We start from the raw sequence: 19,926 nt of genomic DNA, 5'->3' as shown, positions 1-19,926 counted from the left end.
CCTCCCGGGAAGGCGGCCCCCGGCGTAGCATGCAGCTATGTCAGCACCAGAAGAGCATTTCCGCGATGCCCTCGCGGCGGCGGCCCGGCACGCCCGCGAGTGGCTTACGAGCCAGGAAACGCGGCACGTCGCCCCGCGCAAGACCGCCGCGGACCTCGCAGCCGACTTTGGCGGTCCGCTGCCCCGGACCGGAATGCCAGCGGCTGACGTGGTGGACTACCTAGCAGCGAAGGCCGAACCCGGGCTGATGGCCATGCCCTCCGGACGGTTCTTCGGCTGGGTCATCGGCGGGACGCTGCCGGCCGCGCTGGCCGCGGACTGGCTGGTCAGTGCCTGGGACCAAAACGCCGCGCTCCGCGTGGCCTCACCTGCCACCACGGCCATCGAGGAAGCCGCCGGCCAATGGCTGCTGGAGCTGCTGGGGCTTCCCAAAGAGTCCAACGTCGGCTTTACCACCGGCGCGACGATGGGGAACTTCACCGGACTGGCCGCGGCCCGGTGGCGCCTGATGGCCAACGCCGGCTGGGACCTCGACGCCGACGGCCTCTCCGGTGCGCCCCGGATCCAGTGTTTCGTGGGCCAGGAACGCCACGACACCATCGACCTCGGCCTGCGGTATCTGGGGCTGGGCAGGCCCACGGTGGTCCCCGCGGACCGGCAGGGCCGCATCGACCCGGCGGAGCTGGACTGTGCCCTGGACCGCGCCCTGGTCACTGTCGCGGGCAGTGCGTCGGGCAGTGCGCCGGGCAGTGCGCCGGGCGGTGGGCAGGACGGCGCGCCCGGTGATCCGCCGGGCGGTTCCCCGGCCCGTGACAGCGGATCCCGCCCGGCCCCGCTGCTGGTCTGCCTGCAGGCCGGGAACCTGCATTCCGGGGCCTTCGATCCCTTCCTGGAGGCCATCGCCGTCGCCAAAGCGCACGGAGCCTGGGTCCATGTGGACGGTGCGTTCGGACTTTGGGCCGCCGCCGTCCCTGAGCTCTCGGGCCTGACCGCAGGGCTGCAGGGTGCTGATTCCTGGGGCACGGACGCGCACAAGACACTGAACGTCCCCTACGACTGCGGCGTCGCGGTGGTCCGCGACGCCCAGGCGCTGCGCTCCGCCATGGGCCTGCACACCAGCTACCTGATCCACGACGCCGACGGTGCGGCGGACCCCTTTGAAAAGGTTCCCGAACTGTCCCGCCGGGCCCGCGGAGTGCCGGTCTGGGCGGCGCTGAAATCCCTCGGCCGTGACGGCGTCGCCGCCCAGGTCCGCGGGCTCGTGCAGCGCGCCCGGGAGCTGGCGGCGAATCTTTCCGCGCTGGACGGCGTCGAGGTGCTCAACGATGTCGACTACACCCAGGTCTCGCTGGCCTTCGGCGACGACGCCACCACCCGCGCGGTCACGGCACGGATCATCGCTGACGGCCGCGTGTGGATGTCCGGTTCGCGCTGGCAGGACCGCGACATCCTGCGGATCTCCGTCAGCAACTGGAGCACCGACGACGCCGACGTGGCAGCCGCCGTCGACGCTGTCCGGGACGCCCTGGCAGCAGTCCGCGGGCCTGCCCCCGGCTAGCTGAGGTCTGCGCCCGGGACCGGCAACTCGTGCGGCGCAGGCAGGTCCGGCAACGTCCGGCCGGCGAGCGTGCTGGCCACCCAGAGTGAACGGGCCAGATCGCCGTCGTGGCGCCGCTTCGAGGCGTACCAGAGGGCGTTCTCGACCTCGCGGGCAAGGCCCCACTGTCGGGCCACTTCGGCGTCGAGCCCGGCGGCCAGGCTGAAGTCGCGGCAGCGCTCCCGCAGGCCCTGTTCCGGATCGGCCCGGGACAGCTCCGGGATCCGGTTCCACAGCAGGGGCGCCACGGCGAACTCCGCCTCGCCGATCATGGGCTGCGGATCAATCGCGGCCCAGCCATCGGCCCGCCCCCGGCCGCTGCCCTCCGGTCCCTCCCCATCGGGCCGCGCCAGGACATTCAGGTAGTGCAGGTCGGTGTGGACCAGCACATCCCGCCCCGAGCGGCGGCCAACGGCCCCACGGGTCTGGCAGACCTCCAACGCGGCTTCCAGCAGCCAGCGCGGGAAGGGCCGGCCCAGCTGTTCCCAGCTCTCCGGCAGCTCATCGCTCCACTGCTCGGCCCGGGCCGCCACGTGGCCGAACTCCTGCCAGTCCGGCCGTTCGTCCGGGAGCAGGCTCAGCCGGCGAACCAGTCCTCCCCAGACCGGAATCGCCACGTCCATCGGCGCGTCCTGGAGGGAACGCGCGGCGTCCAACCGCTCCAGCAGCAGCGCACCGGCACCGGCGTCGTTGGCCAGCAGCCGGACCGCCCCGTGCCCGTCCCAGAGGGAGAGCGCGTGCGGTTCGAGGACGGCTTCGTCGTGCGGATAGGCGACCTTCAGGACGGCAGCCGCGCTGGCGGCCGCGGCTGTGTCAGTATTCGCGTCACCGACGGCGCGGCGGCGGACCGGGACCACGATGGCCCCATGGCCGTGCGCCGGCAGCGCGCCTGGAGCGAGGTCAACGTCGAGCTGCCACTGATCCAGGTTGTGCCGGATCAACAGGGGGAGCGACGCCAGCCAGTCGCGACCGGTTGCGCTCCGGCCGTAGCGGCGGCTGAGGTCGGGCGGGATCGGGACGTCTGCGGACTGGCTCATCGGAACCAGCCTAGTTGGTCGGAACCCGCGCGGTTCAGGACATGCCCTTACCGCGGCCGTTGGCCAAAGGGGTGGCGCTTCAGGAGGGCTTGTTGGACGCCTTGTTTGACGAGGTGGTTCAGGCGCCCGGACCTTGCGCGGGATGCCATTTTCGGCAGACTCTTTAGGGACACCTGTATTCCCGGCCAGATCGAGAACCCACGTTGCTTACACGGTGGTTAGGAGCACGAGATGACGATTCAACGCCTGGACAATGTAGGCATCGTGGTCGAGGACCTCGCAGACGTTATCAGCTTCTTCGTCGATCTCGGCCTGAGCATGATCGGCGAAGACACAGTGGAAGGCGAATGGGTCGACCGCGTCGTTGGCCTCCACGGCGTCCGCACCCAAATCGCCATCCTCCAGACGCGCGACGGCCACGGACGACTGGAGCTGATGAAGTTCCACAGCCCGCAAGCGCGGCCCGGCGACCGGAACGCGCCCCCTAATACCCTTGGGATCCGGCGTATCGCCTTCGCCGTCGACGACATCGACGCCGACGTCGCCGCACTGCAGTCCCGGGGCATTGAGCTCCTGGGCGACGTCGTGCGCTACGAGGACGCTTGGCGCCTCTGCTACGTCAACGGGCCCGAGGGCATCATCGTGATGCTGGCCGAGGAGCTGCATTGAGCCTGCGGAGCTGACCGGTGTGGTGACGTGGACGAAACGCTCTCGGCCGAAACAGGACGGTTAGACCGTAATGCCGCTGGCGCCGAGCCAGCTGCCGATCAGGAAGGTCGCGACAAGAGCCGCAGCACCGCCGATCACCACGCGAATGGCCGCCTTCATCTTCCCGCCGCCGCCGATCCACGCGCCGATGGCCCCGGTAAATGCAAGCGCCACCAGTACCGCCACGAAGGTCAGTGGAACGCGGATATTTTCCGGCGGCAGCAGGATGGCGAGCATGGGAAGGATCGCGCCGACCAGGAACGCCGCGGCGGAGGCGAATGCGGCGTGCCAGGGGCTGACAATGTCCGTCTCGTCAATGTGCAGTTCCGCGGAAAGGTGGGCGCCAAGGGCATCGTGGGCGGTGAGTTCCTTGGCCACCGTGCGGGCGGTGTCGGCGCTGAGGCCCTTGCCCTGGTAGATGGCCGCGAGTTCCTCGAGTTCCTCTTCGGGCTGTTCCTCCAGTTCCCGGCGTTCCTTCTCGATCAGGGCCTGCTGGCTGTCCTTCTGGCTGCTGACTGAGACGTATTCGCCCAGGGCCATCGAGATGGCGCCGCCCACGACGCCGGCGGTGCCGGCGATGAGGATGGGGCCGGACTCCGTGGTGACGCCAGCGACGCCGACCACAATGGCTGCGACGGAGACGATGCCGTCATTGGCCCCCAGCACGCCCGCGCGGAGCCAGTTGAGGCGGTGCGCAATGTCGTTGTGGTGAGGCTCGTTCTCATGCTGGGTGGGTGCGGCTTGACTGTCCATTGCTACAGCAAATCACCGCCGCCGCCGCGTCACCAGTATCACGAGCCTAAGTAAGCCGCGGCTTTCCCGGGTTTTCTGGCCAGGGAGTCCCCACGAGCGGTGCAGTCTTCCCGCTGCGGACCTCGTCCGGTCGCAGTGGGGGCACTTTGACGCGGGGCACGCGGAGTTGCGGGCAGAATTCGGGGTCCACGCGGCCCAAAGTTGCCCCGCTCTGTCGAGACAAGGACGTGGGAGCGGGACGGCCGCGCGAATTGTGGGGGCAGACGCCCGCAGCCGGGACCCCAGCCGGGCCTCAGAGCCGAAGCCGGAAGCCGGAAGCCGGAACCCAGCAGCCGGGACCAAGGAGCCGGGACCCAGGAGTCGGGCGCTACGGACCCGGGCTGGGCGCAGGCAGCTCGGGCAACTGGTCCGGGTCAGCCGCCAGTCCGGGGAGGGCGCCGGCGTCGGCCCCCCACAGTGCGGTCCGGCGGGCGGCTCCCACAAGGCCGGAAATTGCCCACTGCCGGGTCTCACCCTCGCTCAGGGCCACCAGGTCGCCGTACACAGGAAGGGCCGAAGCCTCCAGGGCTCCCAGACCAGCGGCAGGTGCGGCGAGGAACTCCTGGTCCATCGTGTACCCGGCTTCCCGCAGGGGCGCCTCGGCGCAGTGCATCCTGCTCAGCGCTTCGGCGTCGGCGGCGAGTACCTCGTGCCGGCCGAGCAGTTCCGGCGCCGGACCGGCCGCACCGCCGAGGCGGGTCAGGGCCACCTGGTAGCCGTAAACCATCTCGAGTTCAGTCGCCACGGTGGCCGCCAGCGCGCCGGGCAGGGACGCCGGAGCGGGCGCGGGCGCGGATGCCGGCGTCGAAACAGACGCCGGCACGGAGGCAGCCGGGGAACTGGGGGGAGTCCCAGTGCCCGCCGCGGCACCCCCAGGGACGGCGGACGGCGACACCGACGGCGTCGGGCAGGCGCCCAATACCGCCGGCGCGGCCGGGTCGGGCACCGCGGGCGCCGGCACCCCGACAGCCGCGGCGAGGGTGGACGCCTCAAGCAGCTGGGCGGTCCCGACGGCGGCAAGCAACCGGGCGATGCCGCCGTCGGCCACGGCAGCATCGGCGAGCCGTTGCGAGGCGCTGGCCGCCAGTTCGGTGGCCAGCGCGGCCGCCGAGGCAGGCAGGGGAACGGCGGTCGGGGTGGCGGACGCAGAGGTAGTGGCTGGCGCATCAGGAGAGACAGCCGGCGAGGCGGCGACAGAAGGTGTGGCCGGACCCGGCGAACTGAGAGCCAGCGCCGGTTCGTCCTGGCCCGGCACCAGGAGGGCCCGCGCATGGCTTGTCAGCAAACTCACAGTGCGCGCCACGGCGGCCTGACCCCCGTTGGCGGGGACCTGGCCAAGTTGCTCGCCGGCGGCCCGCAGCCGCAGGGTTTCAGTCAGCGCGGCGGACCTCGCCTGTTCGGAAAAGGGCGGTTCGGCGGGTTCTGGCGGGCTTCCAGGGCTCAGCGCAACGCCGAGGCTGACGACCACCAGCGCGAGACAGGCCAGCAGCGCCACGCGGGGAACGAGCCCGCGCCGCCGATTTTCCCTGGTGTCGTCATTCACAACAGACCATGTTGTCATGCCGGCCGGGAACTCCGTGCACCAAGGTGCCCGGAAAATCGCTAGGCTAGTACACACAACATCATCTAGCGGGAGGCGGCCGGCATCATGACCAACGCAGAAGCCACGACTTCAACAGACCGGACCGGAACGGGTAAGGCTGAAGCCGCACCCGCCCACAACTTCGAGGCCGAGCGGCTGTATGCCCTCCTGGAGCCCGAAGTCCTGGCAAACCGGCTGTTCCTGGAGGACGTCTCCATTCACGTCGCCGGCGCCAACCGTGTGGTCCACGTGGTGGTGGACCTGCCGCAGGAGGAAACGGGCGGCGTCGGCCTCGACGTTATCGCAGAGATTTCCAAGTCCCTCTCCGACATTCTCGACAACGATCCCAGCACCGACGCACGGCCCTACGAGCTTGAGGTGTCCTCGCCCGGCGTCGCGCGTCCCCTCACCGATGAGCGGCACTGGCACCGCGCCCGCGGCCGGATGGTCAAGGTCAACGTCCTGCAGGGCGAGAACGTCACCGGCCGGGTCCAGTCCGTCGACGACGACGGCGTCACCCTGATCCCCGAGATCGCCGTCAAGAAGGGCATGAAGCCCAAGCAGGGCGAGCCCATCAAGCTTCCTTTCGACAGGATCCGCAGCGGAAAAGTCGAGATCGAGTTCAGCCACCTCGAAGAGGCAGGCCTGGAGAACGCAAACAATGGACCTTCTGAGGAGGCCTAATGGATATTGACATGAGCGCACTGAGACTCCTGGAGCGTGAGCGTGAAATCCCCCTGGATCTCCTGATTCCGACGATCGAACAGGCCCTGCTGGTGGCCTACCACAAGACGCCCGGAGCCTTCGAAAAGGCCCGTGCCGAACTGGACCGCAAGAGCGGGCACGTGACCATCTGGGCCACGGAGATCGACGACGACGGCGCCCCCATCGGTGAATTCGAAGACACCCCGGCGGGTTTTGGCCGGATCGCCGCCAGCACCGCACGGCAGATCATCCTGCAGCGCCTGCGCGATGTTGAGGACGACAACGTCCTCGGCGAGTTCAAGGGCCGCGAGGGCGAGCTGGTGGCCGGAACCATCCAGCAGGGCAACAACCCGCACATGATCCAGGTCAACCTGGGCACGGTGGAGGCGCTGCTGCCGCCGCCCGAGCAGGTGCCGGGGGAGAAGTACACCCACGGCAACCGTCTGCGCGCCTTCGTGATCGACGTGCACCGCGGCACCAAGGGTCCCTCCATCACGCTCTCCCGGTCGCACCCGGGCCTCGTGCGGAAACTCTTCGAAATGGAAGTTCCGGAAATCGCGGACCGCTCCGTGGAAATCGTCGCACTGGCCCGCGAAGCCGGTCACCGCACCAAGATGGCCGTCAAGGCCAACCACCCCGGCATCAATGCCAAGGGTGCCTGCATCGGTGAAATGGGTTCGCGCGTCCGTGCGGTCATGAACGAACTCAACGACGAGAAGATCGACATCGTCGACTACAGCGACGACCCGGCGACCTTCATCGCCAGTGCTCTGTCCCCGTCCCGGGTGAATTCGGTCACCATCACGGACGAGGCAACCCGCTCGGCCCGCGTGGTCGTGCCGGACTACCAGCTTTCGCTCGCGATCGGCAAGGAGGGCCAGAACGCCCGCCTCGCCGCGAAGCTCACCGGCTGGCGGATCGACATCGTCTCGGACGCTGCGGTCAGCCGCGACAAATAGGCGTTCAACCCCGTGCCCCTGAACCTAAGGGGCCGCAATTCAGACCTGGCCGTCGTCGTCCGTGTCCCCACAAGTTCGGGGCCCGGGCGACGGAGGGGCTAGAATAGACATGACCGCGCCTAACGGCCGGTATCCGCGTGTTCCAACGTGTCCGGTGTAAGTCCGGCGAAGGTGTTGTTCACAACCCCTTGGCCAGACTCGTCCGGACACCGGGGACCGGCAGATATGTACTGGCAGGAAGATACTCGTAAGTGGCACACGTGCAACACCTCGAGGATCAACCGCAGCGTACCTGCATCGGATGCCGGAAAAAGGGCCCGCGGTCACAGCTCTTGCGGCTCGTCGCCGATGGCAGCGGTTCATCCGCCGTCGTCCTGGATGAACGACGCCGGATGGCTGGCCGGGGTGCATGGCTGCACCCCAGCGAAAAGTGCCTGGCACTGGCGGTCAAACGTCGGGCGTTCGGACGCGCCCTCAACGGCGCTACCGTGACAGCCGACGTCGAACGCCAGATCCTGGCAGGCACGCAAGCCGTGGACACCCCGGTGGCCGCAGCAACAACCGTCCAACCTGAAAGCGGGTCAGAAAACTGATGGAAACCCGATGAGTTCCCAGCGATGAGTGCGCAACGATGACATCTTTGTTGCGCTCTGCAATGGACCTTTCAGCTGCACTCGCGGCGGAGGTCCGCAGTAAGAAGTAGACGGTTCGTGCCTGGCTCGGTGCGGACCGAGACAGGAGAAATGTGGCCAAGGTCCGCGTACATGAGCTTGCTAAAGAGCTCGGTATTACTTCCAAAGATGCAGTAACCAAACTGCAGGAACTGGGCGAATTCGTTCGCTCTGCCTCTTCCACCATTGAGGCCCCCGTTGTGAGGAAACTCCGCAACGCGTTCCCCGGCGCAGCACCCGCTTCGAAGTCCGAAGCGCCCGCGTCCGCCCCCAAGGCACCCGCCAGCCCCTCGGCAACCCGTCCGGCGCCCGCGCCGGCTCCGGCTGCCCCCAAGGCTGCTCCGGCAGCAGCCGCACCGGCACCCAGTGCCGCCCCGGCTGCCCCGGCAGCTCCCGCTGCCCAGGCCCCGGCTGCGCCCTCGACGGGCGCCAAGCCCGGCGCACGCCCGGCACCCAAGGCAGAAGCCCCGGCTGCTCCGGCACGCCAGGGTGGCTCGGCACCCCGTCCGGGCGGTCCCCGTCCCGGCAACAACCCGTTCGCAACGTCCCAGGGCATGCCCCGGGGCCGCGGCGGCGACAACGATCGTCCTTCGCGTCCGGGTAACAACCCGTTCGCACCTTCCCAGGGCATGCCGCGTCCGGGCGGAAGCCGCACCGAGGGCGAACGCCCCGGCGGCCCCCGTCCCGCAGCAGGCGCTGGTGGTCCCCGTCCGGGTGCTCCCCGCACCGGCGGCGCCCCGGGTGCACGCCCGGGCGCTCCGCGTCCGGCCGGCGCAGCAGGCGCTGGCCGTCCGGCAGGAGCCGGCGGAAACCGTCCGACTCCCGGCATGATGCCTAACCGCACCGAACGTCCCGCACCCGCTGGTGCAGGCCGTCCCGGCGGCGGAGCCCGCGGCCCCGGCCGTCCGGGCGGCGCTCCAGGTACCGGTGCTCCCGGGGCCGGTGGCGGCGCTCCGGCCGGCGGTGGCTTCGGCAAGGGTGGCCGCGGTCGCGGTGGCACCCAGGGTGCCTTCGGTAAGGGCGGCGCAGGCCGTGGCAAGCAGCGCAAGTCGAAGCGTGCCAAGCGCCAGGAACTCGAGCAGATGAGTGCTCCGTCGCTGGGTGGCGTAAGTGTGCCCCGCGGCGACGGCAACACCGTAGTCCGGCTTCGCCGTGGTTCGTCCATCACGGACTTCGCCGACAAGATCGAGGCGAACCCCGCAGCACTGGTGACCGTCCTCTTCCACCTCGGCGAAATGGCTACCGCCACGCAGTCGCTGGATGAAGAGACGTTCGCCCTGCTGGGCGAGGAGCTTGGCTACAAGCTCCAGGTCGTGTCCCCGGAGGACGAGGAGCGCGAGCTGCTCTCCGGTTTCGACATCGACTTCGACGCCGAGCTGGAAGCCGAAGGCGACGAGGAACTTGAGGCTCGTCCTCCGGTTGTCACCGTCATGGGTCACGTTGACCACGGTAAGACCCGCCTGCTCGATGCCATCCGCAAGTCCGACGTTATGGCGGGCGAGCACGGCGGCATCACGCAGCACATCGGTGCTTACCAGGTCACGCATCCCCACGAGGGTACCGATCGCAAGATCACCTTCATCGATACTCCGGGCCACGAGGCGTTCACCGCCATGCGTGCCCGTGGTGCGAAGGTCACCGACATTGCCATCCTCGTGGTGGCGGCGGACGACGGCGTTATGCCGCAGACCATTGAAGCCCTTAACCACGCGCAGGCGGCCAACGTGCCGATCGTCGTGGCCGTGAACAAGATCGACAAGGAAGGCGCCAACCCGGAAAAGGTCCGCGGCCAGCTGACCGAGTACGGACTGGTTCCGGAAGAGTACGGTGGCGACACCATGTTCGTGGAGGTCTCTGCCCGCCAGAACCTGAACATCGACGAGCTGCTCGAGGCTGTCCTGCTCACCGCAGACGCAGCCCTGGACATGCGCGCCAACCCGAACAAGGACGCCCGCGGTATCGCGATTGAAGCCAACCTGGACAAGGGCCGCGGCGCGGTTGCTACCGTCCTGGTTCAGTCCGGTACCCTGCACGTCGGCGACACCATCGTGGCAGGCACGGCCCACGGCCGCGTCCGTGCGATGTTCGACGACGACGGCAGTGCACTGACCGAGGCTGGCCCGTCCCGCCCCGTGCAGGTACTGGGTCTGTCCAACGTCCCGCGCGCCGGCGACACGTTCTTCGTGACCGCTGACGAGCGCACCGCCCGCCAGATCGCCGAGAAGCGTGAAGCTGCGGACCGCAACGCCGCACTGGCCAAGCGCCGCAAGCGCATCAGCCTGGAAGACTTCGACCAGGCCGTCGCCGATGGCAAGATCGACACCCTCAACCTCATCCTCAAGGGTGACGTGTCCGGTGCCGTGGAAGCCCTCGAAGACGCACTGCTCAAGATCGACGTCGGCGAGGGTGTCCAGCTCCGCGTTATCCACCGCGGTGTCGGTGCGATCACGCAGAACGACGTCAACCTGGCTACCGTCGACAGCGCCGTCATCATCGGCTTCAACGTCAAGCCCGCCGAGCGTGTTGCCGAACTGGCAGACCGCGAAGGCGTGGACATGCGCTTCTACTCCGTCATCTACGCAGCAATTGATGACATTGAGGCAGCCCTCAAGGGCATGCTCAAGCCGGAGTACGAAGAGGTCCAGCTTGGTACCGCCGAGGTCCGCGAAGTGTTCCGTTCCTCCAAGTTCGGCAACATTGCAGGCTCGATCGTTCGCTCGGGTGTTATCCGACGCAACGTCAAGGCCCGGGTCAGCCGCGACGGCAAGGTCATCGGCGACAACCTCACCGTTGAGACGCTCAAGCGCTTCAAGGATGACGCCACCGAGGTCCGCACGGACTTCGAGTGTGGTATCGGTCTTGGCTCGTTCAACGACATCAACGAAGGTGACATCATCGAGACCTTCGAGATGCGCGAAAAGCCGCGCGTCTAAGTCGGTCCGCCTTCGGGTGAGTCAGCAGTAAAAGGTGCGGGGCCGTTGGATTCTTCCGGCGGCCCCGCCCCTTCGCAAAACCCAACAGTTGTGCGGGAGCCGTTCCGGCGCCGTCGCACATCCAAATTTTTAGGAGTGGAAATGGCTGATCCCGCACGGGCTGCCAAGTTGGCGCAGCGGATAAAGGTTGTGGTTGCTGAGGCGCTGGGCCGGAGGGTCAAGGATCCCCGGCTCGAGGGCGTCACTGTGACCGACGCGCGCGTGACCAACGATCTGCAGCATGCCACGATCTACTACACCGTGTTCGGTGACGAGCTGGTCCAGGCCGAGGCCGCGAAGGGGCTTGAAAAAGCCAAGGGCGTGCTGCGCCAGGAAGTCGGCCGGAACGTCACTGTCCGGCTGACCCCGACCCTGGAGTTTGTGGCGGACCAGATCCCGGTCAACGCCTCCAACCTGGAGGAACTGCTGCGGGCCGCAAAGAAGCGCGACGCCGAGGTGGCAGCACTCGCTGCCAGCGCGAAGCACGCCGGTGACGCCGACCCGTACAAGAGTGACACTCCGCAGGACGTGGAGCTCGACGAGGACGATTTCGACGAAGAGGACCTGGACCTCATCGACGAGGACGACGTCGACGAGGACAGCAACAAGTAATCCAGTAAGAAAAGCAGTCCAGTAACAGCCCGGGACTGCTAACAGCGCAGGACTGCGAGGAAATGGCCGGCCCAGGTAGGGGACCGGCCATTTTTCGTCCGGGCGCGGGCCGTGTGGCTAGTCCGTCAGCTTCACGTACATGACCTGGCCGTCCGGCGGGCCCTCGGGTCCGGGCAGGGCGTTGACCGTGGCGTAGAGCGTGTGTCCGCGGAGGTCCACGTCGGCCGCGAAGCCGGCGGCGAGCACCACCGTCTGGTCGCCAGAGTCCGGGTCGATTTTCAGGACGCCCTCGCCGAACAGCGAGGCAACATACAGGTCGCCGTGGTCGTCCAGGGCGAGCCCCGTGGGCGACATGATGTCCTCGGCCACGAGCTTCACGTCGGCGTTGTCCGGATGCACCCTGTAGACCGCGCCGCGCGGGCCGAGGGCCGGGTCTTCCGGTCCGCCCGGGAGCAGGGTGACGTACAGCCAGCCGTCGGACCCGACGACAACATCAGTGGGGACAGCCTCGAAGTCATACGTCGTTCCCACGACGCAGTCAGGCAGGCCGTTGGAGGCCGCGGCGTCAGCGGTGATCTCGTAGGGCCGCGGTGGCAGTACCGCGACCGTCTCGGTCCTGCCGCTGCGGGCGTCAACTGACACCACACTGTTGGCACCGGCGTCGGCGACGTAGATGGTCTCGGCCGTTACGGCGATGCCGTACGGATGCGAATCAACCTCACCCTCGTAGCTGGCAGGCATATTGGGCGGCAATTGGGCCTCGCAGCCGTCAGGCAGGTCGCGGTAGCCGTACCGGGTATTGCCGTCGGCGTTGTCCTCGATTTCCAGTGCGGCAAAGTCGCCAAGAGTCCGCTGGTGCCCGTCGTCGCCGATGATCCGGATGTGGCCGGCCATCTCCGCAGGGTCGGGCCCGGCGCCCTGGCTCTCCAGGAAGTATGTCGAACCGTCCCGCTGGGCGTTCCCCGCAACACTCCAGTCCGGGGTTTCGTAGAGCACCTCCTGGTTCCCTCCGGAGTCGACCCGGGTCAGCCGGCCGGCGAACGTTTCACTCACCGTGACTGAGCCGTGCGGGCCTGCGCTGACGTGCAGCGGGCCCACCAGCCCGCCGGTGAGCAGCACCGGTTGGTTCCGTCCGGAGCCTCCGGCGGTGGTTGTGCCGGCGGCACCGCCACTGGCCGTGCCGGGGGCGGCACCGGCAGCTGTCCCGGCCGTGAGAAACACGGCCGCGGCAGTGGCCGTGGCTATCATTGACAAACTCTTTCTCATGGTTGGCTCCCGTGCCGAGTAATGAAATATTCAACCTCGTTGAGACCACTGAGACCACTGAGACCCGTGTAGTGGCGGCCGGAGCATGCACGGCGGCCCCCCATATGCGGATATTAAGCCCTCGCTGATCCAAAGTCGATGCCCGCGTTGCGAGCCGGAATCTTCCGCGGCGCCCAACGTTTGATGGCTATGATCGGACCATGGCCACGGCACCCGCAGCTCAAGAAATCAACCGCTTCCTGGATCAGGCCATCCGGCTGGCCGCCGCCAACGTGGCCGCTGGCGGCGGACCGTTCGGTGCGCTCGTGGTGACGCCCGACGGGCGGGTCCATGAAGGCGTCAACCACGTCACGCGGGACAACGATCCCACCGCCCACGCCGAAGTCGTGGCCATCCGAGCGGCCGCAGCCGCATCGGCCAACTTCGATCTCAGCGGCTCCGTGCTCTATGCCAGCTGCGAGCCGTGCCCGCTGTGCCTCGCCGCTGCCCTGTGGGCCCGCGTGGACCGGGTCTATTTCGCCGCGGACCGTCAGGCTGCCGCTGCCGCCGGCTTCGACGACGCGCTTTTTTACGAGTACTTCGAAGGAACCCAGCCGGATCTGATGCCGGTGCGCCATACGGCCGTCCCGGCGTCGGACGTTCCGTTCCTGGCCTGGCGCGACAACCCGGACCGCGTTGAGTACTGAGGCGGCTTCGGGGTGCCGGGGTCTTTGGACTCTAGGCCGGCTCCACGCAGCGGCGTCCCATGGAACCATGACGCCGGGGACTTGGGAAGGCTGCGGACCGTGGCCTCCAGCCTGATTAAGTGCCCCCACTGCGGGAAGACCAACCGGATTCCAGCGGCAGCTGCCGGCCATCCGCGATGCGGGAACTGCCGCAAGGACCTCCCCTGGATTGTCGACGCCGGGGACGCGGACTTTGCGGCAATCGCCGAGCAGTCCTCGACGCCTGCCCTGATCGACTTCTGGGCGGCCTGGTGCGGTCCCTGCCGGATGGTCAGCCCGGTGCTGGACAAGCTGGCCCAGGAGCGCGCCGGCCGGGTCAAACTGGTGAAGGTCGACGTCGACAAGTCCCCGTTGCTCTCCCGGCGCTTCGACGTCCAGGCCATTCCGACCATGCTGCTGATCAGGGACGGCAAAGTTGTGGCCCGGCAGACGGGGGCGCCGCCGGCCGTCGCCCTGCGCGAGTGGCTTGACGGGGCGCTGGCTGGCCAACCGTGACCGACCCACAGGCGAGATGGAGGAAATCATGACCGAAATACTGCGCTACGAGGTGGGCTCCGGGACGGTGCTGGTCGAGGTCGCGGATAACAGCTTCGGCGTCGAACGCCCGTCGCGGAACGAGCAGGGCATCACTGACGCCGGGCGGCGGCTTGAGGATGCCCTGGCAGCCATCCGGCCCGCCGCGAACGCTGCGGCGGAGGTCCTGAAGGAAGTCGGGGCGGAGCATCTGGAGCTTCAGTTCGGCGTGAAGCTCGCCGGCGAGGCCGGGGCCATCATTGCGCAGAACTGCTCCGAGGCCCACTTCATCGTCAAGCTGTCCTTCTCCCACACGCCCCCGGCGCAACCGTCCCCGGAGGACGAGATCATGCTCTGAGGCCCCGCCGACCGTGGCGAACCGAGGCTGCGGGCCGAACCGGAACGGACGACTATGCCGAACCGGAACGGCCGACCGTGCCGAAACGAAACTGACGGAGGATGCGTGAGCGGGTGCGTCAGCGGCGGCTCCGGCGGGCGCCCAGGCCACCCAGCACGGGCGAACCCATCCCCACCAGGAAGCCGAAGTCGTACCAGTTGCCGGCGCGGGCCGTGTTGTAGAAAGGGAACTCGTTCCACTGCCCGAAGACGTGGACGATCAGCACGATCCACGCCGTGAGCCCGTTCCAGACGCCCCATAACAAGTCCTGCCACCACATGTGAACCTCCACGACAACCCGAACCCCAGTCCCGGGGCGGCGCCCCGGGCCGCACGCGAAATCCACGCGCTGCGCTCAGGTTAGGCGTTGGACTGCCGCGGCGGTAGGGGACTGCGGCCCGGTGGCTGAGCCGTCAGACGACCCTGGCCGGGAGCCGGCCGAGTCCTTCGACGAGATCAGCCTGGCTGCTGCAGAGGGCAATCCGGATCCACCCCTCGCCGATCGAGCCGAACGCCGTGCCGGGGGCAAAGGACACGCCGGACTCGGCCAGGAAGCGCCGCACCCAGGAGCGGACGTCGCCGCCGCTGACGTGGGACACGTCCGCCCAGAGGTAGAACGCTCCCTGTGCCGTGAGGAACGGGATTCCCCGGGATGTCAACACCGCCGAGGCGGCGTCCCGGTTGGCGCGGTAGTGCGCGTGGGCGTGGCTGACGTAATCCTGTGGGCCGGTCAGGGCGGCCAATGCCGCGTACTGGGACGGCGAGGCGACGCAGGAGACGATCGCCTCCATCACGTTGTTCATTCTCTGCTCCAGGCCGGGCGGGCAGATCAGGGCTCCGATCCGCAGCCCGGTCAGGCCGTAGGTCTTGGAGAGCGTGAGCGAGGTGAACACACGTGCTTCGCCCGGGACGTCGCTGTCAAAGCGGGCGGGGCTCACATGCGGCACGTCGTATGTGAACGCCTCGTAGCATTCGTCCGAGATAATCCACAGGTCGTGCCGGACGGCCAGGGCAACGAGGCTGCGGGTGAGGTCCTCGCCCAGCACGGCGCCCAGCGGGTTAGATGGCGAATTGAGGATCAGCACCTTGGTACGCGGCGTGATGAGCTCCTCGATGTCCGCGATCCGGGGCTGGAAGTCGTGCTCGGGATACAGCGGATACCTTACCGGGACGGCATGCAGCAGGCTGCTGGTCATGGTGAAGGTCGGGTAGCCCGGATTGGGGATCAGGATTTCGTCGCCGGGGGACAGGAGCAGGCTCATCGCGAAATGCAGGCCCTGCTGGGCGCCGTCGACAACGTAAACGCGGTCCGCTGCAACCGGCGTCGCGTTATGTTCCCGGAATCTGGCCGCGAACGCCTCGCGCAGGGCCGGGATGCCGGCATTCGGGGTGTAATTCGTTTCGTCCCGGTCCAGGCAGGCCATCCCGGCTTCCAGGATATGGCGGGGGACGGCGAAGCCTGGTTCGCCGATGCTCAGTACGATGGCGCCCGGCGTTTTCCAGGCGGCTTCGGTGATTTCGCGGATCTGGTTGATGGGGACGTCGCGGACGTGCGGGGCAAGCTCGGGCATGTCAGCCATCCTAACCGGCGCGGCCCGCGGCGCCGGGGGGAGCATCCGCGCAGATATACTGGGGAGCGTGCTTTCTGGACTGGTAATAGTGGACAAGCCGCAAGGCTGGACCAGCCACGATGTGGTTGGACGGATGCGGCGGCTCGCCGGTACCCGAAAGGTCGGCCATGCCGGAACGCTGGACCCCATGGCGACGGGCGTCCTGGTGGTCGGCATCAACAAAGCCACCCGCCTGCTGACCTACATTGTGGGCACCTCCAAGACCTACACGGCCACCATCCGGCTGGGCGAATCGACGGTCACCGACGACGCCGAGGGCGAGGTTGTGGCCACGCACAGCGCTGCTTTGGTCACCGAGGAAGCGGTCCGGTCCGGCGTCGAAGCCCTGACCGGGGAAATTGAACAAGTCCCCAGCAGCGTCAGCGCCATCAAGGTCAACGGGGAGCGCGCCTACGCGCGGGTCCGCTCCGGCGAAGAGGTCAAGCTGGCCGCACGCCCCGTCACCATCCACCGCTTCGAAGTCCACGGCCTCCGCCCGGTGCGCGGCGGCGAGGCGCTCGACGTCGACGTCACCGTGGAGTGCTCCTCCGGCACCTACATCCGAGCCCTCGCCCGCGACCTTGGCAACGCGCTCGGCGTCGGCGGTCACCTGACGGCCCTCCGCCGGACCCAGGTGGGGCCCTACACGCTGGACCAGGCGCACACGCTCGAACAGCTCGCCGAAGAGCTGGACGTGCTGGAAATGTCCCAGGCCGCGCGGGCACTGATGCCCAACCGTGAACTCAGCGACGAGGAAACCACCGAGATTTCCTTCGGCCGCAGGATCGCCGCCGGAGCGGCCGCCGGCACCCCCCGGGCCGCCACACCGGAGAATCCGGCCGCAGCGTTCGCCCCGGACGGGACGCTCGTGGCACTGCTCGCCGACAAGGGAAGTTACGCCAAACCGGTACTGGTCTTCGCGCCGGACAATGAGAAGCGTGCCCCGAAGCAGCCGGCTGCGGAACAACAGGCCGGGCAGTAGTGGACGCGTATTTCTACATCATTTTGGTGGTCGGGCTGGTCTCGACCGTTATCTGCCTGACCGCCGGCATCCTCAAGAAGGCCCCGAACGACACGACGATCCTCTCCGTGGCCGCCGTCGAACTGTCCCTGCTGGTGTACCTGGTCGGTTCGATCATCCGGGTCGCGGGCGGGGAGCCGATCGCGGGGGAGCCCTGGGAGTTCTGGGGCTACCTGCTGACGGCCCTCCTGCTGCCGGTCGGTGCGGTGTATTGGGCCATCCTGGAGCGCACCCGCTGGAGCAACTTCGTGCTGGCCGCCGTCGGCGTCACCGCGCTGGTGATGGCGGCCCGAATGAATCAGATTTGGTACTGACGTGGAAGAGGCAAAGAACGTGACCGCGAAACCTTCGCATTCGGACATCGAAACGACGCCGGACGCAACGGCCGCCCCGTCGGCTGCGGCCGCTCCGGCGGCGGCCGGAACTGCGCGGGATACCCGCAACACCGGCCCCGGCCGGCTGCTCATCGCGGTCTACGCCGTGTTCGCCATCTCGGCAACGGCCCGGGCGGGATTCCAGATCCTCACCAAGTTCTCCGAAGCTCCGTTGGCCTACCTGCTGTCGGCATTCGCCGCCGTGGTTTATCTCGTGGCGACGGTGTCGCTCGCGAAGGCCGGCCGCACCTGGTTCAGGGTCTCCGTAGCGGCCGTGCTGGTGGAACTTGTGGGTGTGCTGGTGGTCGGGGCGCTCAGCTTGTTCGATTCGGTGAATTTCCCGCATGAGACCGTCTGGTCCCTGTTCGGCCGCGGTTATGCGTTCATCCCGCTGCTGCTGCCGGTTCTTGGCCTCATCTGGCTGTACCGCCGTCGTCCCGCGCCAAAGCAGGCCTAAGCGTTTAACCGGGGTTGTCCCGACCATAAGTGCCGAGGCCTTGCTCCTGGTGACGGTCCGCCGGCGGGATTACTGGGGAGGCTGCGCAGGGTCCCTTGGCTGGTCCAGTTCCTGGAACAGCGTTATTTGTAGCCCTGCCGGGCCGGTGAGCCGGGAGTTCACGGAGCGCCACGGCGTTTCCCGCGGTTCCGCGATGAGGCTGCCGCCGGCGCCCACAAGGTCGCGCGTGGCTGCTGCAGCGTCATCGACTTCGAAGGCGACCCGGATTTTCGCGCTTGGCTGACCGTCGGCCTCCACTCGATCGATGTACTTGACCTGGGCCGGGTTGGAGAGCTCCAGGGTGGCCCGGCCTGCTTCCAGGATCGTGATGCGGGCTTCGCCCTCGCTGGGAACGACCTCCCGTTCCACGAGCCCGAGAACGTCGCGGTAGAAGGTCAGGGCGGCCTCATAGTCGTCCGTCTCAACAACGAGCCGCAGCTGCCGGACGGGAGGCGGGGGTCGGTTTTCAGTAGTCATACCCGAACCCTAGGACGATCTGGCGTGTCGCGGAATGCCCGTCGTTCCTAGGTTCCGTCCGGGATGGCGTCCGCGGCGCTGTCAGTCCCGGCGAGGCCCAGGAGCCTGCGGCGCAGTCCCGGCCAGGCTGCTCCGAAGCCCGGGTGCAATTTCTTGTCGCCGACCAGTTCGACCGGCACCCACTGCAGCTCCAGGCTTTCCGGGTCGCTGATCACCGGGTCAAACGCCTCCACAACCTCGGCCGCGACTGTGGTGTATGTCCAATAGCCGACGTCGAACACTGAGGTAAACAGCACCCGGACGTTCTCCGGGGGGACGGCAGCTTCTTCGTTGGCCTCGCGAAGAGCGCCGTGGACTGCCTCTTCGCCCTGGTGCAGGGCTCCGCCCGGCAGTCCCCAGGTTCCGCCCTGATCGCTCCAGAGGGCGCGGTGCTGGAGCAGGACGCCCTTGGCTGCGTCGTGGACCAGCAGGCCGGCCGAGCCGAAGCGGCCCCAGAACCGTCCGCGGTCGCCTTCGACCCACGCGTCACCGGGATCGCGGGGCCCGAGCGGGCGGCGGAGTTCGAGCGGAAGTTCGTGGGAGTCCGCTCCAACGGGGCGGGATTCGCCGGGCTGCGCAATGTGGGTATTCGCCGGACTGGATGTCGGGGCAACGGGGCTGTCCATGCCCTCAGTTTCCCACGGGCACTGCTCGTCCCGGCCGAAGTGTGACCCCGCAGGACCCGCAGGAAGCTCGGGAGGCTTCCTGGGTTGGCCCAGAACGGTCATTCCAACTCGCGGGTTGTTGAGCAGGCCTCTGCAGGAGTGCCGAATTTATCAATACTGTCACACCCCAAATCTAGAGTTTAGGTATGGAAGACGTTGGAGATTTCATCCCGGTTCAGGCCACCTGGCCTGGCACCGAAATGCTCCTTGGAATTCCCCGGCTGTCGCCCGTTCCAAACAAGGCGGAGGACGTGGACTGCGCCCTCGATGCGGCGCTGGTACTGCTGCGCTCTGCAAATGGGACGGCAGTTCCTGATGCAGCGCTGTTCGGAGTGACCGAAGCCTCGGACTTTGCCGGCCGCGTGGAGGAGTTGTCCCGTGTGGTGGACTTCCTGCAGCTTGTGGCCGCGGCGGCGGTCGACCGGACCCGAAGCCAGGCTGCAGCTGGAGCCAGGAACGCGGCTGCGAAGTTTGGTTCCGGCGCCCCGGCCGGCTGGTTGACCGGCTGGAACACTGAGGCGACGGCGACGGCGGCTACGACGGTTACGACGGCGCCGACTGCTACAACTGAGACCACGAATGCGGCTGCGGCTGCGGATGTGAAAGTCGCTGCGGGGGATGCCGGGCCGGAGGCAGGCTGGCACGGGCCGGGTGGTGCGGATCGTGCGCCGGGCTGGGTTGATGACGGGTACCGGAACACCACCGAGT

Annotated in this window: 21 protein-coding genes and 1 pseudogene; 14 read left to right on the top strand and 8 right to left on the bottom strand. The window is 67.9% G+C overall.

Features of this window, described 5'->3' with window-relative positions; all coding sequences use genetic code 11:
- The first annotated feature begins 37 nt into the window (after positions 1–37).
- Positions 38–1,558 (top strand): pyridoxal phosphate-dependent decarboxylase family protein, encoded by a 1,521-nt coding sequence (locus AC50X9_RS03400; RefSeq protein ID WP_494890248.1) that lies wholly within the window; start codon positions 38–40, stop codon positions 1,556–1,558.
- Here AC50X9_RS03400 and AC50X9_RS03395 read toward each other — a convergent pair.
- The gene (locus tag AC50X9_RS03395) at positions 1,555–2,634 is read right to left on the bottom strand and encodes an aminoglycoside phosphotransferase family protein (RefSeq protein WP_494890246.1); all 1,080 of its coding nucleotides are present in this window, start codon (positions 2,632–2,634) and stop codon (positions 1,555–1,557) included. The genes AC50X9_RS03400 and AC50X9_RS03395 overlap by 4 nt on opposite strands.
- Positions 2,635–2,865: 231 nt before the next feature.
- Here AC50X9_RS03395 and AC50X9_RS03390 point away from each other — a divergent pair, with 231 nt between their 5' ends.
- Positions 2,866–3,303 (top strand): VOC family protein, encoded by a 438-nt coding sequence (locus AC50X9_RS03390; RefSeq protein WP_494890244.1) that lies wholly within the window; start codon positions 2,866–2,868, stop codon positions 3,301–3,303.
- Between the two features lie 60 nt (positions 3,304–3,363).
- Here AC50X9_RS03390 and AC50X9_RS03385 read toward each other — a convergent pair whose 3' ends face one another.
- The gene (locus tag AC50X9_RS03385) at positions 3,364–4,095 is read right to left on the bottom strand and encodes a VIT1/CCC1 transporter family protein (protein ID WP_494890242.1); all 732 of its coding nucleotides are present in this window, start codon (positions 4,093–4,095) and stop codon (positions 3,364–3,366) included.
- A 367-nt stretch (positions 4,096–4,462) separates the two neighbouring features.
- Positions 4,463–5,695, bottom strand: a complete 1,233-nt coding sequence (locus AC50X9_RS03380; RefSeq protein WP_494890240.1) for a DUF4439 domain-containing protein — start codon at positions 5,693–5,695, stop codon at positions 4,463–4,465.
- An 87-nt stretch (positions 5,696–5,782) separates the two neighbouring features.
- Between AC50X9_RS03380 and rimP the strand changes: the two genes are divergently transcribed.
- From rimP to rbfA, 5 genes are all read left to right on the top strand, one after another.
- Positions 5,783–6,400: a ribosome maturation factor RimP gene (rimP, locus tag AC50X9_RS03375; RefSeq protein WP_494890238.1), complete on the top strand. Its 618-nt coding sequence runs from the start codon at positions 5,783–5,785 to the stop codon at positions 6,398–6,400.
- Positions 6,400–7,380: a transcription termination factor NusA gene (nusA, locus tag AC50X9_RS03370; protein ID WP_494890236.1), complete on the top strand. Its 981-nt coding sequence runs from the start codon at positions 6,400–6,402 to the stop codon at positions 7,378–7,380. The genes rimP and nusA overlap by 1 nt, the downstream gene beginning before the upstream one ends.
- 251 nt (positions 7,381–7,631) lie before the next feature.
- Positions 7,632–7,973, top strand: coding sequence for a YlxR family protein (locus tag AC50X9_RS03365; protein ID WP_494890233.1), 342 nt, complete (start codon positions 7,632–7,634; stop codon positions 7,971–7,973).
- Between the two features lie 152 nt (positions 7,974–8,125).
- Entirely contained in the window at positions 8,126–10,984 is a 2,859-nt protein-coding gene (gene infB, locus AC50X9_RS03360) for a translation initiation factor IF-2 (RefSeq protein ID WP_494890230.1), read from the top strand.
- A 141-nt stretch (positions 10,985–11,125) separates the two neighbouring features.
- Positions 11,126–11,635: a 30S ribosome-binding factor RbfA gene (gene rbfA / locus AC50X9_RS03355; protein WP_494890228.1), complete on the top strand. Its 510-nt coding sequence runs from the start codon at positions 11,126–11,128 to the stop codon at positions 11,633–11,635.
- A 117-nt stretch (positions 11,636–11,752) separates the two neighbouring features.
- On the opposite strand, the gene AC50X9_RS03350 is transcribed toward rbfA, so the two are convergent.
- On the bottom strand, positions 11,753–12,883 hold the full coding sequence (locus AC50X9_RS03350) for a ScyD/ScyE family protein (RefSeq protein ID WP_494890227.1): 1,131 nt from the start codon (positions 12,881–12,883) through the stop codon (positions 11,753–11,755).
- Between the two features lie 218 nt (positions 12,884–13,101).
- Here AC50X9_RS03350 and AC50X9_RS03345 point away from each other — a divergent pair, with 218 nt between their 5' ends.
- The 3 genes from AC50X9_RS03345 (at position 13,102) to AC50X9_RS03335 (ending at position 14,497) form a co-directional block, all read left to right on the top strand.
- Positions 13,102–13,587 (top strand): nucleoside deaminase, encoded by a 486-nt coding sequence (locus AC50X9_RS03345; protein WP_494890226.1) that lies wholly within the window; start codon positions 13,102–13,104, stop codon positions 13,585–13,587.
- A gap of 99 nt (positions 13,588–13,686) precedes the next feature.
- Positions 13,687–14,121 carry a thioredoxin gene (gene trxA, locus AC50X9_RS03340; protein ID WP_494890225.1) on the top strand — a complete coding sequence of 145 codons (435 nt, stop codon included), beginning with the start codon at positions 13,687–13,689 and terminating at the stop codon, positions 14,119–14,121.
- A gap of 28 nt (positions 14,122–14,149) precedes the next feature.
- Positions 14,150–14,497 carry a CU044_2847 family protein gene (locus tag AC50X9_RS03335; RefSeq protein ID WP_494890224.1) on the top strand — a complete coding sequence of 116 codons (348 nt, stop codon included), beginning with the start codon at positions 14,150–14,152 and terminating at the stop codon, positions 14,495–14,497.
- Positions 14,498–14,615: 118 nt separating this feature from the next.
- On the opposite strand, the gene AC50X9_RS03330 is transcribed toward AC50X9_RS03335, so the two are convergent.
- Positions 14,616–14,816 carry a hypothetical protein gene (locus tag AC50X9_RS03330; protein ID WP_494890221.1) on the bottom strand — a complete coding sequence of 67 codons (201 nt, stop codon included), beginning with the start codon at positions 14,814–14,816 and terminating at the stop codon, positions 14,616–14,618.
- Between the two features lie 133 nt (positions 14,817–14,949).
- Positions 14,950–16,107, bottom strand: coding sequence for a pyridoxal phosphate-dependent aminotransferase (locus tag AC50X9_RS03325; protein WP_494890218.1), 1,158 nt, complete (start codon positions 16,105–16,107; stop codon positions 14,950–14,952).
- Between the two features lie 67 nt (positions 16,108–16,174).
- Between AC50X9_RS03325 and truB the strand changes: the two genes are divergently transcribed.
- The 3 genes from truB to AC50X9_RS03310 are packed head-to-tail and all read left to right on the top strand — an operon-like array spanning position 16,175 to position 17,998.
- Complete coding sequence (gene truB, locus AC50X9_RS03320; RefSeq protein ID WP_494890214.1) at positions 16,175–17,128, top strand: tRNA pseudouridine(55) synthase TruB; 954 nt, start codon at positions 16,175–16,177, stop codon at positions 17,126–17,128.
- The gene (locus AC50X9_RS03315; RefSeq protein ID WP_494890212.1) at positions 17,128–17,481 is read left to right on the top strand and encodes a hypothetical protein; all 354 of its coding nucleotides are present in this window, start codon (positions 17,128–17,130) and stop codon (positions 17,479–17,481) included. Before truB ends, AC50X9_RS03315 begins: the two co-directional genes overlap by 1 nt.
- 1 nt (position 17,482) lies before the next feature.
- A complete protein-coding gene (locus tag AC50X9_RS03310) occupies positions 17,483–17,998 on the top strand; it encodes a hypothetical protein (RefSeq protein WP_494890210.1) in 516 nt (171 codons plus the stop codon).
- 69 nt (positions 17,999–18,067) lie between these two features.
- Here the strand turns inward: AC50X9_RS03310 and AC50X9_RS03305 are convergent, their stop codons facing one another.
- Together AC50X9_RS03305 and AC50X9_RS03300 are read right to left on the bottom strand one after the other, a co-directional pair.
- Complete coding sequence (locus tag AC50X9_RS03305; protein WP_494890208.1) at positions 18,068–18,514, bottom strand: VOC family protein; 447 nt, start codon at positions 18,512–18,514, stop codon at positions 18,068–18,070.
- Between the two features lie 47 nt (positions 18,515–18,561).
- Entirely contained in the window at positions 18,562–19,179 is a 618-nt protein-coding gene (locus AC50X9_RS03300) for an NUDIX domain-containing protein (RefSeq protein ID WP_494890206.1), read from the bottom strand.
- 185 nt (positions 19,180–19,364) lie between these two features.
- Between AC50X9_RS03300 and AC50X9_RS03295 the strand changes: the two are divergent.
- Positions 19,365–19,926 (top strand): annotated as a pseudogene (locus AC50X9_RS03295) (hypothetical protein); the annotation flags it as partial.

Source organism: Pseudarthrobacter sp. HLT1-3 (genome assembly GCF_059383535.1).
The sequence above is the reverse complement of the archived record's forward strand: the minus strand, read 5'-3'. Positions and strand labels throughout refer to the sequence as shown.